The sequence below is a fragment of the Nostoc sp. genome, from assembly GCF_036917195.1.
Lineage (GTDB): Bacteria > Cyanobacteriota > Cyanobacteriia > Cyanobacteriales > Nostocaceae > Nostoc.
Window position 1 is genome coordinate 206580 of record NZ_JBALDG010000012.1, and the last position, 16162, is coordinate 222741.

At 41.2% G+C, this 16162-nt stretch carries 16 protein-coding genes; 6 read left to right on the plus strand and 10 right to left on the minus strand.

Annotated elements, in window-relative coordinates; all coding sequences use genetic code 11:
* Nucleotides 1–30: 30 nt before the first annotated feature.
* The gene (locus V7K40_RS04140; protein WP_334956979.1) at nt 31–1047 is read left to right on the plus strand and encodes an NHL repeat-containing protein; all 1017 of its coding nucleotides are present in this window, start codon (nt 31–33) and stop codon (nt 1045–1047) included.
* Between the two features lie 469 nt (nt 1048–1516).
* Here V7K40_RS04140 and V7K40_RS04145 read toward each other — a convergent pair whose 3' ends face one another.
* Genes V7K40_RS04145 through V7K40_RS04160 form a run of 4 tightly spaced genes read right to left on the minus strand, consistent with a single transcriptional unit; the run spans nt 1517 to nt 3901 of the window.
* The gene (locus V7K40_RS04145) at nt 1517–1855 is read right to left on the minus strand and encodes a hypothetical protein (RefSeq protein WP_334956981.1); all 339 of its coding nucleotides are present in this window, start codon (nt 1853–1855) and stop codon (nt 1517–1519) included.
* Nucleotides 1855–2214, minus strand: coding sequence for a hypothetical protein (locus V7K40_RS04150; protein WP_334956983.1), 360 nt, complete (start codon nt 2212–2214; stop codon nt 1855–1857). The genes V7K40_RS04145 and V7K40_RS04150 overlap by 1 nt, the downstream gene beginning before the upstream one ends.
* A 3-nt stretch (nt 2215–2217) precedes the next feature.
* Entirely contained in the window at nt 2218–3432 is a 1215-nt protein-coding gene (locus V7K40_RS04155) for a divalent metal cation transporter (protein ID WP_334956985.1), read from the minus strand.
* Nucleotides 3425–3901, minus strand: a complete 477-nt coding sequence (locus tag V7K40_RS04160; protein WP_334956987.1) for a hypothetical protein — start codon at nt 3899–3901, stop codon at nt 3425–3427. The genes V7K40_RS04155 and V7K40_RS04160 overlap by 8 nt, the downstream gene beginning before the upstream one ends.
* A gap of 1582 nt (nt 3902–5483) precedes the next feature.
* On the opposite strand from V7K40_RS04160, the gene V7K40_RS04165 reads away from it, so the two are divergent.
* Both V7K40_RS04165 and V7K40_RS04170 read left to right on the plus strand, forming a co-directional pair.
* Complete coding sequence (locus V7K40_RS04165; protein WP_334956989.1) at nt 5484–6314, plus strand: phytoene/squalene synthase family protein; 831 nt, start codon at nt 5484–5486, stop codon at nt 6312–6314.
* Nucleotides 6315–6743: 429 nt separating this feature from the next.
* Nucleotides 6744–8348, plus strand: coding sequence for a serine/threonine-protein kinase (locus tag V7K40_RS04170; RefSeq protein WP_334956991.1), 1605 nt, complete (start codon nt 6744–6746; stop codon nt 8346–8348).
* Nucleotides 8349–8511: 163 nt separating this feature from the next.
* On the opposite strand, the gene V7K40_RS04175 is transcribed toward V7K40_RS04170, so the two are convergent.
* The 6 genes from V7K40_RS04175 to V7K40_RS04200 all read right to left on the minus strand — a co-directional run bounded on the left by V7K40_RS04175 (nt 8512) and on the right by V7K40_RS04200 (nt 14926).
* On the minus strand, nt 8512–9414 hold the full coding sequence (locus V7K40_RS04175) for an MBL fold metallo-hydrolase (RefSeq protein WP_334956993.1): 903 nt from the start codon (nt 9412–9414) through the stop codon (nt 8512–8514).
* Between the two features lie 11 nt (nt 9415–9425).
* The gene (gene panD, locus V7K40_RS04180) at nt 9426–9809 is read right to left on the minus strand and encodes an aspartate 1-decarboxylase (RefSeq protein WP_334956995.1); all 384 of its coding nucleotides are present in this window, start codon (nt 9807–9809) and stop codon (nt 9426–9428) included.
* Between the two features lie 119 nt (nt 9810–9928).
* Nucleotides 9929–10441: an inorganic diphosphatase gene (locus V7K40_RS04185; protein WP_334956998.1), complete on the minus strand. Its 513-nt coding sequence runs from the start codon at nt 10439–10441 to the stop codon at nt 9929–9931.
* A gap of 551 nt (nt 10442–10992) precedes the next feature.
* Complete coding sequence (locus tag V7K40_RS04190) at nt 10993–11178, minus strand: hypothetical protein (RefSeq protein ID WP_334957000.1); 186 nt, start codon at nt 11176–11178, stop codon at nt 10993–10995.
* A gap of 1153 nt (nt 11179–12331) precedes the next feature.
* Nucleotides 12332–13303, minus strand: a complete 972-nt coding sequence (locus V7K40_RS04195; protein ID WP_334957002.1) for a DUF362 domain-containing protein — start codon at nt 13301–13303, stop codon at nt 12332–12334.
* A gap of 201 nt (nt 13304–13504) precedes the next feature.
* Complete coding sequence (locus V7K40_RS04200) at nt 13505–14926, minus strand: aspartate ammonia-lyase (RefSeq protein ID WP_334957004.1); 1422 nt, start codon at nt 14924–14926, stop codon at nt 13505–13507.
* Between the two features lie 190 nt (nt 14927–15116).
* On the opposite strand from V7K40_RS04200, the gene pgsA reads away from it, so the two are divergent.
* The 3 genes from pgsA to V7K40_RS04215 form a co-directional block, all read left to right on the plus strand.
* On the plus strand, nt 15117–15635 hold the full coding sequence (gene pgsA, locus V7K40_RS04205) for a CDP-diacylglycerol--glycerol-3-phosphate 3-phosphatidyltransferase (RefSeq protein ID WP_334957006.1): 519 nt from the start codon (nt 15117–15119) through the stop codon (nt 15633–15635).
* A 206-nt stretch (nt 15636–15841) separates the two neighbouring features.
* Nucleotides 15842–15991, plus strand: coding sequence for a hypothetical protein (locus V7K40_RS04210; protein ID WP_334957008.1), 150 nt, complete (start codon nt 15842–15844; stop codon nt 15989–15991).
* Nucleotides 15992–16012: 21 nt separating this feature from the next.
* Nucleotides 16013–16162: leucine-rich repeat domain-containing protein (locus tag V7K40_RS04215; RefSeq protein WP_334957024.1), on the plus strand; the 150-nt coding region annotated here is incomplete at its 3' end.

Genomic DNA, 16162 nt, shown 5'->3' on the forward strand with positions numbered 1-16162 from the left:
GTAATTATGGTTGCAGGAGCTAATAAAATTATGAGATTTTTCAAGTTTTGTCAGATCAGCCTCCCACTAATAAGCTTTGCATTACTAGGGTGGATAGCGCCAAGAGCTGATGCAGCACTTTTAGTAGGGAGTTTTAATAATAACTCCGTTCTACGCTATGACGAAAAAACGGGAGAATTCATTGATGACTTTGTTCCTTCAAGTAGTGGCGGACTACAGGGAACAACTGGTTTAACTATTGGACCCGATAAAAATCTATATGTTAGTAGTATTTTGAGCGGTAGCATCCAACGTTACGACGGAAAAACAGGGAATTTCATTAGTAACTTTGTTCCTTCTGGTAGTGGTGGACTAGATTCACCTGAAGACTTGGTTTTTGGACCTGACAGCAACCTTTATGTTACCAGTATTAATAGCCGCACTAGTAATAGTGTTCTACGCTACAATGGGCAAACAGGAGCATTTATCAATGCCTTTGTCCCCTCAGGTAGCGGCGGACTCAGTGCACCTTTTGGTTTGAGCTTTGGTTCAGACGGCAACCTCTACGTCAGTAGTAGTCTAACTGATAGTGTTTTAAGGTACAACGGGCAAACAGGAGCTTTTATCGATACTTTTGCTACAGAGGAAAAAGGGTCGGAACCTAGTGGCTTGAGCTTTGGACCAGACGGCAATCTCTACATCGCTAACTTTCAGACTAATAATATCTTGCGCTATAACGGTAGGACAGGAGCTTTTATCGACACTTTTGTCCCATCTGGCAGTGGCGAACTTAACGGTCCTGTAAAGCCAATCTTTGGTACTGACGGCAACCTCTATGTTAGTGGTTTAAATAGTAACAATGTGTTGCGTTACGACGGTAAGACAGGAGCTTTTATTGACACCTTTGTCCCTGCCGGTAGAGGTGGGTTGAATGGGGCTGGCTTTTTGGCTTTCACTGAAGACAGCACTGTTGTTCCTGAACCTAGAATGGATCTAGCTGTATTGGCGATTGGTACTGTGCTAGGAGCAGGCAAGGTAATTAGCCGTAAGCAGAAAGCCACATCATAAAAATCTAGCAATTAAGCTTTCTCCTTAATTAATCCATCACTGCTAATAGCAATTCTCTATAAAGATGCATAGAATAAAGCTTCATAGAAGAGAGCTTCAAGGATGAAATCATAACTTGTCAAAGAGGAGATTAACAAAGGAAGATATTTGAGCTAACTCATGTTCAACTCGCTGGTGCAACTCGTTATAAACATGTACACCGTTTTGCAACTCGGTGATCGAATAATTATTAATTCGTAATACTCGCCTCCGTCGAGAAGCAAGCTACGTAATTCGTAATTGAGAGACAGAGCAACTAATTTTAATTATGAAAAAGTAAAAAATGCGGAGCATTCTTATTACAGAGCAAGCGCATTTATACGTGGGGTAATAATTACGAATTACGTTAGCGCAGCGGTAGCGAGTCCGCAAACGTCATTATCAATTACGAATTATTTTGACATCATACTTCTGCCTCCTTCAAGCCAAGTTACTCTGTATCCTGCGGCTGCTCGTCTAATGATTTTAATGCATCTAGACTGCAACGCAAACGCGGCTTGTCAGGGTCAGTCAAATCTAGCTTGTCCCAAGGTATTGTATAACCACCGTAAATTTTCTGTGCCCCAAGTAGATGCAAAATTTTTAACCCAATTGTCCAAGCGGATAGCCGTTCTAACACGGCAGCATAGCCGATAAGATATTCTTTAACAATCCATTCTTCGCCTTGTTGTTCGGCGCGTACTTCCTGAATGCGTCCGATGGTTTTGCCTGTTGAGTCTAATACTGGTTTACTCAGCAGTAATTCTAGATGAATTTCACGAGTTGTCATTATCCCCCTCCTGGAATTCGGGCGATGATATGATCGCGCAGCCATTTTTCATAGCTTAAAGCTGGTGTTGCTTCAACTTCAACATCGACTTCAACATCAATACCAATATCCCGCACTTTTGACCAGGGAATCCGAAATGGTTCACTTTGTTTAGCACCCCATTTATTTGCAATTGCTGCTATCAAACCTGCCAAACGAGGATTTAGCCGTTTGGTAAGGGTTGTTACTCCTACTTCAATATAAGCAAGTCGTGGTGGTTCGCGATCGCACAACTCCATCACAATGCCATCGACTTTACCGATTTTGCGTTGATTGCGGTCAATTAATTGATTATCAAGAACATCTCTGATAACATCCATTTCCTACCCTCCAATAATTTCCAGTGGAATAGCAATGATCGCTAGCACAAATGTCAGCGCAATTGTAAAAATGACAACACTGTTACTAATCCAGCCGTTACGATACTTGCCGACGTATAATTCATCGTTCATCAAAACCAAAAAAGGTATAATTACAGGCGGCAAAATCACTGCTGTAATTGCCATTGAAAACAAAGTTAATTGCAATGGATCAATACCAAATACCATCAGTAATGAGGCGAGAAAAACAAACACGGTGTAGACTAAACTAAAACGTGCGGCATCTTTTGGTTTAAGGTTTTCGCCCCAATTCCAACCAAAAGCTTGAGCCACAATATACGCTGTATCAAGGCTTACCTCCAGTGCTGCACCAAAGCAAGCAATCCCTAAAGATGCTGCAAATAGCACAAAGCCCCAGTAACCAAAGGTTTCTGTCAACATCAGCGCCGCCTGTTCATAGCTATCAACCTGGATACCTTTGGAGCCGAGTACCAGTGCTGCTACAATCAACACTCCCAACGAGACGATACTACCAAAGCCCATCCCCAAAGCAGCAACGGCGCGATTCACACCGATATACCCTTCATTCCACTTATCTTCTACTGCACCAGATGAGTAGAAATAAAATAAGTAGGGACTAATTAATGCCCCTAGTATGCCAACGGCAAGGTATAAATAATGTGCGGTGTCTTGTTCTGGCAGAGTTGGCAACAAACCAGTACCAATTTTTGTCAATGATGGATGCAGCTTAAAAGTAGCGACGACAAATACTAAAGTAATTAATCCCAATAAAGAAATACCGTTTTCAATTAATCCAAATGTCCCTTTCCAAAGTAGCAACCAAATTGCAAAGGCTACGGGTAAAGCAAACCACTGGAAACTAATGCCTGTTACTAATTGCAAGGCAATACAAACACCGCCAATTTCGGCTGCTAAAACCAGAAAATCGACGACAATTTCTGCAACTAGTGGAATGATATAAAAGTTGAACCCAAATCGTTCTCGCACCGCCGCAGCTAATGTATGTTTGCTAATGGCTGCTAAACGTCCAGACATTTCCACCAGAAAGATTACACAAATTGTCCCTAAGACAAACGCCCAGATTAGTTGGAAGCTATAGGTAGATCCAGCTTCCGCAGCAGTGGCGATCGCACCTACATCCAGAAAGCCACCAATACTGGTAACAATACCAAGAGCGATTTCCAAAATTTTATTCATCGGTTTGCCCTGCTATTTTTCTGAGCTTGTTTAGCGATCGCTTTTCTGCTGCTAATTCTCCAAGTTTTTGCCGTACCGCTGAACGATTTTTTTGTCCCACAGCCCTGGACATTTCCTCTGTTTTATTTGCTAACTGGAAAACTTCAGCTACTAACACTGATTTATCATGTTCGCTCACCTCTTTAGATAACTTTATTTCGTCTATTTTCTCTTTTTCTTTTTGCAGTTCTTCTGTGGCTCTTTTCAATGTTTGTTCAGCATATTTATTTGGCACAGCACCGCGCATCCAAGCATCACCAACCAGATTTGCTGTTGCTACCCAAGAAGATACACAAAGTGTATCTTTGTCGATATTTTCTGCGGACGTTTTACTACTGCAAGAAGCTAACAATGTCAGTATTAATAAACAATTAATTACAGATGCCAATTTACCAGGCTTCGGCATTCCTAAACCCTTCATAGCCAACATAAGTATATTTTTTTCATCAAATTGACAATAGTGTACATCTCTCTAACGACAGATTTTAACAGATATTAGTTTAAATTTAATATTTATTTTTTAATTTAAATGTATTTTGATAATGTAAATCAGCATCATCAATACTGATAATGATTTTCTTGATAATTTATGCTGAATCCAAAGTCAAAAAAATCTAGAAGAATCAAACTTCTTTTAATAATATATTTATTGGCAACTTCATCCACAATAAAGTATATTTTTAATGTTTATCATGGTGCAGATACTTTATTTATAAATAATAGTCTAGGCTTATACAATGACAAGCTGCAATACACATCTTAACTTAGTTTTGGCAAGGTTGAAAGGTATATAGAGGTGCAAGAAAAAAATCAAAGATGTCAAAATATTTTTCCTTTTTATTCCTTCTTAGTCAAGACTTACACACTAAAAGGCGATCGCCACCCAAGAAAACATTAACTGCGACTTGGAGAGACTTGACGGCTATCTTTTTCCCCCAGACCTGAAATCAATAGATCAGATTTAGTAGAAGTTAGAAGCAGTACACTGGGTCGGACTCACTAACATAGGAATGGTGAAGAAAGCGCCGTTGAGCGATTTTGATACAGGAGTGTGTCTATGCTTTCCCCGACAAGGGCAATTTGACCCACTGAAATATCTAACTGGACTTTGCAGAAGCTATACAACGCCGTGGTGGTAGAATTTATACGGAGGTACATGTAGAAAAAATTATAGGTGGTTTACCTGCCCCTGTTGAGACGAGCAGTTGTAAAGTTGTGAGAGCTGATGCTGTGGTAGTAGCAACCAACTCACCCAATGAGGTGACATCAGTGGAAAACAAGTAAAAAGTGGAGACCATAGCTTTAGCCTGACTCTAAACAACTTGTTGAATCTCTATATCTTGAGACTGATGAGAGGTCAAATATTCACAAATGTTTTGTTGAGTGGGCTGTTTTGTCAATCTCGTAAATATACGGGAACTTCTTGCTCTAGGCTGTGGTCACTTTATGTCACTTTGAACAGCAAGGAGACTGCGACTGTAACCGATCAAGCGTAGGCGTAAGCTCAACCCAAGGATTGCAGCCCTCTATGTCCAATTTGACCTTAACTCTTAGGCAAGCCGCCGTTCGCACCTTTAAGTGCGTACAGTTACTGTTATCCGTTACCAGCTTTTCCTAAATTGCCTTTATATATACAATAATTATACTTTGTTAGTCAGATTAACGCAGACTTAAAAGACTTTCAAATCTCTAAAATGGATGTTTGCTGATGGAAAAATTTCGCGGTAATTAACCAAATATTAGCATAATTCTTTATATATACACTAAAAGTTTCTGAAAGCTATACCAAACGACGCCTTACACATTTTTGCAACCAAAACCTTATATACTAGATAGGACTTTGATAAATTTGAGAGTTTTGTTAATTGCAACACCAAAAACTATTAATTTTTAGATTAAATACTAGCGTATTTTATGGTCTATAGTTTTTAAGGTTTAGTCAAAACTATATCCAGTATCATCAAAAAACTGCAAACTTCATGTGGTGCAAAAATCAATCGGGGAGTGAAAACATGAATTTACGTAGAGATGCATTGCAAATCCTCAAAGAAACTAGCCGAACTTTTTATATTCCAATTAGTCTTTTACCGCCAGGATTGCAAGAAGCAGTAGCATCAGCATATTTGTGTATGCGTGCCATTGATGAAATTGAAGATCATCCCGAACTAGATAACGCTACTAAAGCAAAGCTGTTAAGAACGATTAGTCTGACATTACAGGCAGGGGTTGATGGCTTTGCGGTAGATGCTTTCTTTGGAGGATTTAGTGGGTATGAGAATACCTTAGAAGAAGTCACTGTGAGGATTAGAGAATGGTCACTGCTAGCACCAGAGACCATTGCACCTCGAATTTGGGATGCCACTGCTGCAATGGCAGACCGGATGGCTTACTGGGCAGAAAGAAACTGGAAAATTTACACAGAATCTGATTTGGATCGTTATACTTTTGGGGTTGCAGGTGCAGTGGGATTATTACTTTCGGACTTATGGACTTGGTACGATGGAACGCAAACTAACCGTACCCAAGCGATTGGGTTTGGTCGGGGTTTACAAGCAGTTAATATCCTGCGTAACCATACTCAAGATTTAGGGCGTGGGGTAGACTTTTTTCCAGAGGGTTGGAGTGCAGCAAATATGCAAGAGTATGCTCGGCGCAATCTAGCCCTAGCAGAAGCTTACACCAAAAATCTTCCTACAGGTCCAGCCTTAGATTTTTGCCAAATTCCCTTAACATTGGCTAATGGTACCCTTGATGCCCTTGCTAATGGTAAAGAGAAACTTAGCCGCAGTGATGTTTTTGCACTTATCAAACAGCTGATTAGTGTGGACATGAAAGCCAGCTAATAGTTACTTAAGGACTAATGGAGACGATTCTAAATTGCCTCCAAATTTGGGCATCCAAAATCCTACAGCAATTTTTTGTAGGATGGGCACTGCCCTCCAATACTTCTAATACCAATTTTAGATTTTGGGTCGCACCAAAGGTGCGCTTTGAGCGCAAGCTAGATTTTAGATTCAAAGTCTCTGGCTTAAGGCTGTTTCAGCAATGTCAAACAATACTACCTATAAAAAAGTAGCTCAAACACTAGTTATTGGTTTAAGTATAATAAATCAGCTTACTTAGGCGGTCTGTTTACGTAATACCAGTTAAACTTTAGGAACTCTTCAAAGGATTTCCCGCAAAAATTACCTGGCAAGAGTTGATTAATATCTAAATAATTGAAAGGGAGTATAACACTCACCGTGATTATTCGTGCAGCGAGTTGACAGTGCATGAGCTACTGCTTAAATCCTACCTGTCCCAATCCAGAAAATTTGGTAAATAGCCAAAGGTGTCAGTCTTGTCGCTCGCAACTACTGTTGCGCGATCGCTATCAGGTGATCAAACCATTAGGTCAGGGTGGCTTTGGAGCAACCTTCTTAGCCAATGATCAAGGCTTACCAGGAGAACCGAGTTGTGTAATTAAGCAATTACGCCCATCAGGAAGCGCCCCACACGTTTTACAGATGGCCAGAGAACTCTTTGAGCGAGAAGCCAAAACTCTAGGTAAGATTGGCAATCATCCCCAAGTACCAAGGTTGTTAGACTATTTTGAAGATCATGAACAATTCTACTTAGTTCAAGAATATATCAGTGGTGATACCTTGCAGGAGGAGGTCAAACTTAACGGCATCTTGAGCGAAACTGGAGTCAAGCAATTCTTAAGCGAGATTCTGCCACTACTGCAATACATCCATGAACAAAAGGTGATTCATCGTGATATCAAACCAGCCAACTTAATTCGCCGCACTCAAGATGCCAGAATGGTACTCATTGACTTTGGCGCCGTCAAAGACCAAGTTACTCAAGCTGCGACGAGTCAATCAGGACAGACAGCATTAACTGCATATGCCATTGGCACTCCTGGTTTTGCACCTCCAGAACAAATGGCTATGCGTCCAGTCTACGCCAGTGATATCTATGCACTGGGGGTGACATGCATTTATTTACTGACTAGCAAAACACCTAAAGAGTTAGATTACAATCCCAACACTGGCGAGATGATGTGGGAGCCGCTTGTGCGAGTGAGTGACCACTTGAGCAATGTATTGCGAAAAATGTTAGACGTGTCTGTACGTAGTCGCTATCAGTCAGCGGCAGAAGTTCTCAGAGCATTGGAAATAGAACCATACTTAGAAAGTTTAGCAAAGGGTTTACTGATTAAATCAGATAGTGGATATAAAGAGCGAACACACAACTACCTGGAAAATTCTGCTGTTTTATGTAACAACTCCTCTACTGCTGTTACCAGTGTAGGAGTGGCACAGGTAGCGGCAGCAATTCGCGCTAGACGAGCCAAGGCAGCGGAAGCGGCTGGATTACACCAGAGTTCTGGGATGGCCAAATCAACGACTTTAGCTAACACCAACAGCAATGGTTCGCAAGTTCAAAATTTTAAAGTTAAGCGGAAGTTAGATACCCAAGGTTTATTAACAGCCTATTTGAAGGGAAGACGGGATTTTGCCCTACACAATTTAAGTTTGCTGAATCTACAAGGTGCTGACTTATCCCAAACAAATTTCCATTCCGCTCAATTGCAAAAAACCAATCTCCAGGGAGCTAATCTCCACAATAGTGACTTTGGCAGAGCTAGCCTCACTCAAGCAAATCTCAAGGATGCTAATTTGAGCAAAGCATACTTTAACCATGCTGATTTAGAAGGGGCAGACCTCCGAGGCGCAGACCTCAGCAATGCTTATCTCAGCAATGCTAACCTCCGAGGAGCTAATCTATGTGGTGCTAATCTCACCAGTGCCAAAATTTCTGATGAGCAGCTAGCACTAGCAAAAACAAATTGGATGACCGTGCGCCCCAATGGTAAACGAGGTTTATTGTAAGTTAAAAGTTTAGATTTCCTAGCCAGTCGCTTGTGGCTCTCAGACTAGTTCCCTCCTTAAAAAGAAGGAAAGGGAGGAAATCAAATCTTAAGCTGAACTGTTGGCATCCTACCCCTTTCCTCCCTCATCTCCCCGTTAGTAATGCTCTGCCAACGAGTATAAATCACTTACCAACAGTTAAAACTAGACCCTCATAGGCTACTATTGCTTGAGGAAAGGCAGATTTGACATCGACTTGAACCTGGTCAAGAAAATCATCATGGTCATCTGGGTGATGATGAGAAATGGCTAACCGTTGCACACCAGCATTCAGAGCTGCATTCACCGCAGCTTGCCAAAGTAAATCAGCAGAGTCATGGTTGTGAGAGGTAGGGGGAGTGTAAGTGGCATTGGCAATCAGCAAGTCAACGCCTTTAATAAACTGTAAAATCCGCTCTCGCTCTAATTGATCAGCATTCGGGTGCAAATCCGTTACGTAGGCAACACTATACTCTTGCCAAGTAACTCGGTAGCCAACTGACCGCTGAGTTTGATTAATTAATGCAGTTGTAATTGTGACATCATCTAGCTTCACGTCACTTTCTGAAGTCAGATTGTAAAACTGCAATTCTGACTGCATTACCTGTAAAGGGTAAGGAAAGTGTGGCTGGAGCATCTGGTCATACACACATTGTTTGATTGAGGCTCCATTTGAGGCAGCTGTGCCGTAAATGTGAAAACAATTTTCCACAATAAATGCTGGAGCAAAAAAGGGAAACCCTTGAATACGATTTGCTTGGCAGTTGGTAAAAAATAAATGGGCTTCTAGTGGCTGTTGTAGTTCTTGCCAAATTTTACCCAATATACGTAAGCCAGTACCGCCATCAAAAATCAAGCGTTTCCCAGCTACATGCATTTCTACACAAGCGGTATTACCACCATAACGACTGGTATTGCTACTTGGAGTGGGAATCAAACCTCTTACACCCCAAAATTGCACGAGAAATTCACCTGCTGGGCTACTTGGCAGGGTAGATGACTTTTCTCTTATGTAGCTCTGGGAACCCAACAACTCAAAATTTGACATTTTCCTTGAAATTAGACCTTACTGAGCAGGTCATCGTAGCGCCGCACTTCCAACAGCCTGTTTTTTTCGTCCACAATGACTACCGTAGGAGAGTAACTTTTTAACTCTTCTAGAGTGAACTGCCCGTAAGTCATTATAATCAAGCGATCGCCAATAATGCCTAGACGTGCCGCAGCCCCATTTAGCTCAATTACTCCTGAATGGGCTGGAGCCGGGATCGCATAGGTAATAAAGCGCTGACCGTTGGCATTATTAACTACTTGCACCTGCTCATAGGGTAAGATACCAGCTTTTTCCAAAAGGATTTCATCGATGCTGATACTACCCACGTAGTTGATATTCGCCCCCGTGAGGGTGCAGTTATGAATTTTTGCCAAAAGGAGAGTGCGCTGCATTTAGGTTTGGGATTGGTGGCAGTTTTTGCGATCCGTAACAAGCGGAAGTAATTAAAGTGAGGAGTTAGGAATAAAAATTCATAACTCTTAACTCCTAACTCCTAACCTTAACTCCTCTATTATCCTCTATAAGCTTTGACAGATTTTTCTACTAAAGCTGCAACCTTGTCCACATCTTGCCAACCGAGAATTTCAGTCACCTTTTTTTCCAAATTTTTATAACTACGGAAAAATTCGGCAATTTCATCTAAGCGGTGTGGCGCTAAGTCATTCAGTGATTTCACCTGAGTGTAGCGCGGATCTTTGTCAGGAACACAAAGGATTTTCTCATCGCGATCGCCACCGTCAATCATTTCCAAGAAGCCAATCGGTCGTGCAGCAATAATACAGCCTGGAAAGGTTGGCTCGTCAATTATGACCATACCATCTAGGGGATCGCCATCTTCAGCCAAAGTATTGGGTACAAACCCGTAGTCATATGGATATTGTACCGAGGAATAAAGTACTCGGTCTAGAGCAAAAGCTTCTAGTTCCTTGTCGTATTCGTATTTATTTTTACTTTTGCCAATGATTTCAATCAGAACGTTGATTAGACCAGGTTTTGGTTGGGCAGGAATACGAGATAAATCCACAAAAAACTCCTCTGATAACAGTGAATCATGGGGGCACTCAGTCAGCTTCGCTCCCCGTGTAGAATTTTAGGGCAATATGGATCTCTTCCCAAGGTATTTATTCTAGGGCATGGGGCATTGGTTATTTGTCCATCATCCCCCTCATCCCCCAATACTTCTGGCTTTGTACATTTTCAACTTGGAATTGGGTTTGGGGAAAAGGTTTTGGGGTAAGGGTTAAAGGTTTTTTCTTTCCCCTTTTCCCCAAAAGCCAAGAAGTATTGCCTCATTCCCCTCATCCTCAGTTCCCTTGAATTAGCCAAAAAATGGAAAAAGCGTTGCGAAGTTTCCTCGCAACACTTTTTCCAAAAGTGTATTATTCTTTCCCGCCCTTGATTGCTGTTAAAGGGATTTCTGTCCCATTCTGTGAATACAACTGAAATCTGGAGTCACACAATCCAGATTTCAACTTATTCCTGATGAACTACATTCAAATCTACAGAGATTTTCTCAAAATCAGTTTTCTTTTTTTTGTAGCTCTCCTGCTGGTGAAATCCTACTGCAAAGCTTTATCAATCTTGACTTCCTTTGAGGTTTTGGATCAGGGGTTGCTGGTTATTTGGAACATTAGTTGAAGAATAGTGGGCAATGACAAACACGGGTAGGGTGAGAGTCAATAGGGCGATCGCAGTTCCCACAATGTCTGCCAAACGTTGGGAATATGTATCGGTATTGGCAGACTGGCTATTTGAATTCATACAAAATTGAAGTTTTTCGTAACACTGTGTAAGTCTACTCTCTTATCGAGAGTTTGAATGCTATTTTAGCTATTTTTAAACTGTAAAATGTCTGGCATTCTCCAATCTAAATCAGTTTTGCAACTGTCATAATAGCGTTTTTATACATGGACTTCTTAATACAAAGTTACAAATAAACAAATTATGTTTTATTTTGTAATTAATATTTTTAGATGTTTCCCTGTATAGTGTAAACGTTCGCATACCTAAAGCCAACTTTAACAGCATCATAAATTACATTTTTTTGCTGTTTAAAGATTAATTAGCAAAATGTATTTGTTCGATACTTCATGATTATAACATCCTACAACGCCTTTTATAAGGTCATTTTACTGGAATTGCTAATTTGTGATACAGGATACAAAACCGCAAAAGCACTGAATATCTGTCAGTGGTTTTGATTGTTATACAGTAGTTATACACAAAATATTTGATGCCAGAGAAGAAATGGTAAAAATGATTTTTGTAACTAATTATAACTACCGAATAAATACAGATACATCAACTGTGTTGTGCAGCATGGATTCAGTGATACCATATTTCAGAATTTAAATTTTAAAATCTATGTAATATCACAGTAATTTTGTCAATCTATATACAAGTAGAATAAAAAGCGTTTTAGAAGGTGGCGTAGACGTGTAGCGGGTTATCGCCAAACTTTGCTCATATCTGAACAAAATACCCAATCCCAATTTTCAGATCCTAAATCCATATAAGTTTTTGGATAAATCAAAATCTAAGACGAGAAATTATATAACAAATTAATCAGCCAAAAAAACCGCCACTAACTATCATAGGGCGGTCTGGTTAAGCAATCGGAGGGTAATTACAGATTACTCTGCTAATAAATGAAATTGCTGTAACGAAGTTTGCACATGTAAATTAGGGATTGAGCACTTGTACTGAGCGAACGCAAGAGCGTCTGGTAGAGAAGCCCTTGGCGCAGCCTCTGGTAGAGAATTATTGGGCATGGTTATTCTCCTTATCTCCCTCATCTCCTACGCTGTAGAAAGCTAAAGCTACATCTCCCCCAGTCTTTTTCTTCTCTACGAGAGGCTACGCGAACAATTTTGAATTTTGAATTTTGAATTTTAAATTGATTTCTCCCCACTCCCTAGTTCCTTCCGTAAACACTCATTGGTTCCTTGATAAATCGGGTGTAAAGATGCTTAAACGTAGACTTAATGACGCGGGGCATACCAAAATCGATGGGCATTAACTTGTCTGGTAGCCGCCAATCTTCTATTTTTAATAAGTCAGGATTTAAATGCGGAAACTCTATGGTAGCAAGTTCTGGACAAACTCCTAGCCTTTGAGAAGCTGCAACTGTGGGCACTTGTTCAAGAGGGACATTGAGGATTTCTACCATTACCCGATCTAAGGCGAATATATCTGATGCGGCTGCTAAAATTCCCAGTTGGCGAGGTTCACCATTACTGGGGCCATTTCCTTCATGACCGATAATGCCATCTAATATGGTTAAGTTAGGGTTAATTGCCCTGGCTGTTTCTACTAACATTTCACCAAATCTATTGGCATCTTTTCCGGCTTCCATGTGCCACCAAGCTTTCATTTTACCGGGGACACAACCAAACAAGTTTTTTACGCCCAGTGTTAACGTTAACTGCATATGTGATTTCACTTTCGGTAGGTTAATCACTACGTCTGCTTGCATCGCTTCTTTAGACAGTCGCAGATGGTTAAAATTGTCACTGACAGTTTGGTAACGCTGACCGTGAAAATCGATGATCGGAAGATTAAGTTCTTCTAAAATAGGCAGATAGCCGTTTGCTATTGCTACACCCTTGGCACTACCAAAAGCAGGACTATCGCCCAAAAATGGTTTACCGCCAACCTCAATTACCATCTGGGCAACTTCGTAAACTAGTTCGGCACGGGTGATACACTCTTTACCAGGACGCGTCCCTGTAAGTAGATTCGGTTTGAGTAAAACGCGATCGCCTTTTTTCACAAATGCTGCTATTCCTCCAAAAGGTTCTAGGAGAATCACTAAAGATTCTCGTAAAGCCTCTCGTTCGTAAGATGTAGCCCGAATGAGACTAACAGATGGTTTTTGAGTCTGCATGGATAATAAATAGGGGATAGAGGGAGTGGGGAGTGAGAATTTTAGATTTTAGACTTTCCTGCGGAACGCTACGCGTAGCTTGCTTCCACGAAGTGGTACGGCTACGCTCAGTCGAACGATTTTGGATTAAAGAATTGAAATTTAATCTAAAATCATCAATTCCATTATCCAAAATTGAATTGCCCAATACCCCATAACCTATTATTCTGTTCTCAGCGGTAAGATACCACTCATTTGTTCTAGATTTAACACTGTGGCTAAGTCTGCTTCACTCATCAATCCTCGTTCTAAAACAATTTGGCGCAGGGATTTGCCAGTTTCTAAAGATTCTTTAGCGACAGATGCGGCATTTAAATAACCAATGTGGGTATTTAGTGCGGTTACTAAAGCTAAACTGCCTTCAGCGGATGCTAAACAACGTTCCCGGTTGGCTGTAATTCCCTGGATGCAGCGTTCGGTGAGTGCAGCGATAGTATTACCCAGAATTTCGATACTGTGAATTAGGTTATAGGCAATCAGCGGCATCATCACATTCAATTCTAATTGTCCAGCTTGTGCGGCTAAAGCGATCGCACTATCGTAACCCATCACCTGAAAACACACCATTGATGTCATCTCTGCCATCACTGGGTTATATTTCCCTGGCATAATCGAGGAACCGGGTTGCACTGGAGGCAGTTGAATTTCTTTCAAGCCAGTTTTTGGCCCCGAATCCATCAGCCGCAAATCATGAGAGATTTTGACTAAATCCTGCGCTAAGTTGCGTAAAGCACCAGAAACATTTACAAATGGTGCCATACTTTGCATGGCTGCCATCAAGTGAGGCGCAGGTTCTAAAGGAGTATCAATCAATTCTGAGAGAACTTCCACTACACGGGCGCGATACAGAGGATGAGTATTTAATCCCGTTCCGGCTGCACTACCTCCCAAACCCAGCACCATCAAATCACCAGAGGCGGTGTAAATCCGGTTTTGATGTTCTGTAAGTATTTGCGCCCAAGCCCGAAAATTTTCACCCAAACGCACGGGTACAGCATCTTGTAAATGGGTTCTGCCAGATTTGACGATATCTTGAAATTCTACAGCTTTGTTTTCTAAAGACGCGATCGCCCCATCTATTGCTGGGTGTAATGTCTTGGATAATGCCAATAAACCACCAATGCGAATTGCGGTAGGAATCACATCATTGGTAGACTGCCCATAATTAACGTGGTCATTGGGACTAACACGTTTGTAATTGCCCTTTTCTTCACCAAGAATTTCTAAGGCGCGATTTGCCAGAACCTCGTTGACATTCATGTGGTGGGATGTTCCAGCACCCGCCTGATAAACATCCACGACAAATTGATCGCGGAACTTCCCAGCCAGGATTTCATCAGTTGCTTGGACAATCGCCTGACTAATATCTTCAGGAATGCAATTCAGTTCACCATTCACAATTGCTGTAGCTTTTTTAATAATTATTCCAGCATCTACGTAAGTGAATAAAGGCTTGATGCCACTAATTGGAAAGTTTTCGATTGCCCGCAGCGTTTGGATGCCGTAATAAACGCTACTAGCAATTTGGCGATCGCCCATCGAATCGCGTTCGATGCGGAATTGGGAGTCTGTGTGTTCAGTCATAGTATTGTTTTAGGAGAGCTACAGAAAACAGATTTTCCCACGCTTAGGGAGAAAGTGGGGAGACAAAGTAGAAGTTGTAGTAAGTTTGTCCCCTCCGCCTTTTTCCTAATAACAGGGCAACTAAATTTATTTATGGGAATTATTAATTTTGAATTTTGAATTTTGAATTTTGAATTCGGAGCGAAGCGACGTGACTCTACCTAATTGGATTACCTTCTCTCGCCTTCTGGGTGTACCATTTCTACTTTATGGCTTGTACAATCCTACAGCACAAGCTAAATGGATATGTTTAGCGATTTTTATCGTTGCTGCGTTAACTGATTGGTTAGATGGCTATTTAGCGCGGAAACTCAACCAAATTAGTGACTTGGGGAAATTTCTTGACCCCTTAGTGGATAAATTTCTGGTACTTGCGCCGTTGATGGTTTTTATTGAATTAGGAAAAGTGCCGGCTTGGGGAGTATTCCTGATTTTAGCGCGGGAATTAGCGATCGCTGGTTGGCGGGTAAATCAAACGACAATTACCGGGGCAAATATTTGGGGTAAACTCAAAACTGTTAGTCAAATAGTCGCGATCGCACTTCTGATTGCACCCCTACCTGAAGTGTGGCAAATTCCCTCTCTGATTGCCTTTTGGATTTCTGTGGGCTTAACATTAATCTCTGGGGGTATTTATCTTTTGCCGCAAAAAGCTAGCACTGCTGATTGAAAACATCTACTGTATCGTTCCTGTAGGTCTGAGATTTTCTCAGATAATCATGAAAAAATATTTCTAGCTAAGTCAGAAATTTCTAACAGTGCCCAAGAAAATTCGGGAACTAATGTCAATACAATTGTGATTCTGGCTGCAATCCCCACGGATTGCTTTAGGTAGAGGGATTCGCTCAATTGAAGGATAATAGTGCAGAAATACTTATGACAGAAGCAGAACTACTAGAGGTAATTGAACAAGCAGCAAAAGAGGGCGTGACGGAACTTAACCTCTTTGGGAAGAAGTTGACAGCTTTACCACCTGAGATTGGCAAGCTGACTCAACTTAAAAAACTCTCCCTCAACAGTAATTAACTGAGTACTCTGCCCCCCGAAATAGGAAAACTCACCAACCTACATACGCTCAACCTCAGCAGTAATCAACTGAGTGCTCTGCCCCCCGAAATAGGAAAACTCACCAACCTACATACGCTCAACCTCAGCAGTAATCAACTGAGTGCTCTGCCCCCCGAAATAGGAAAACTC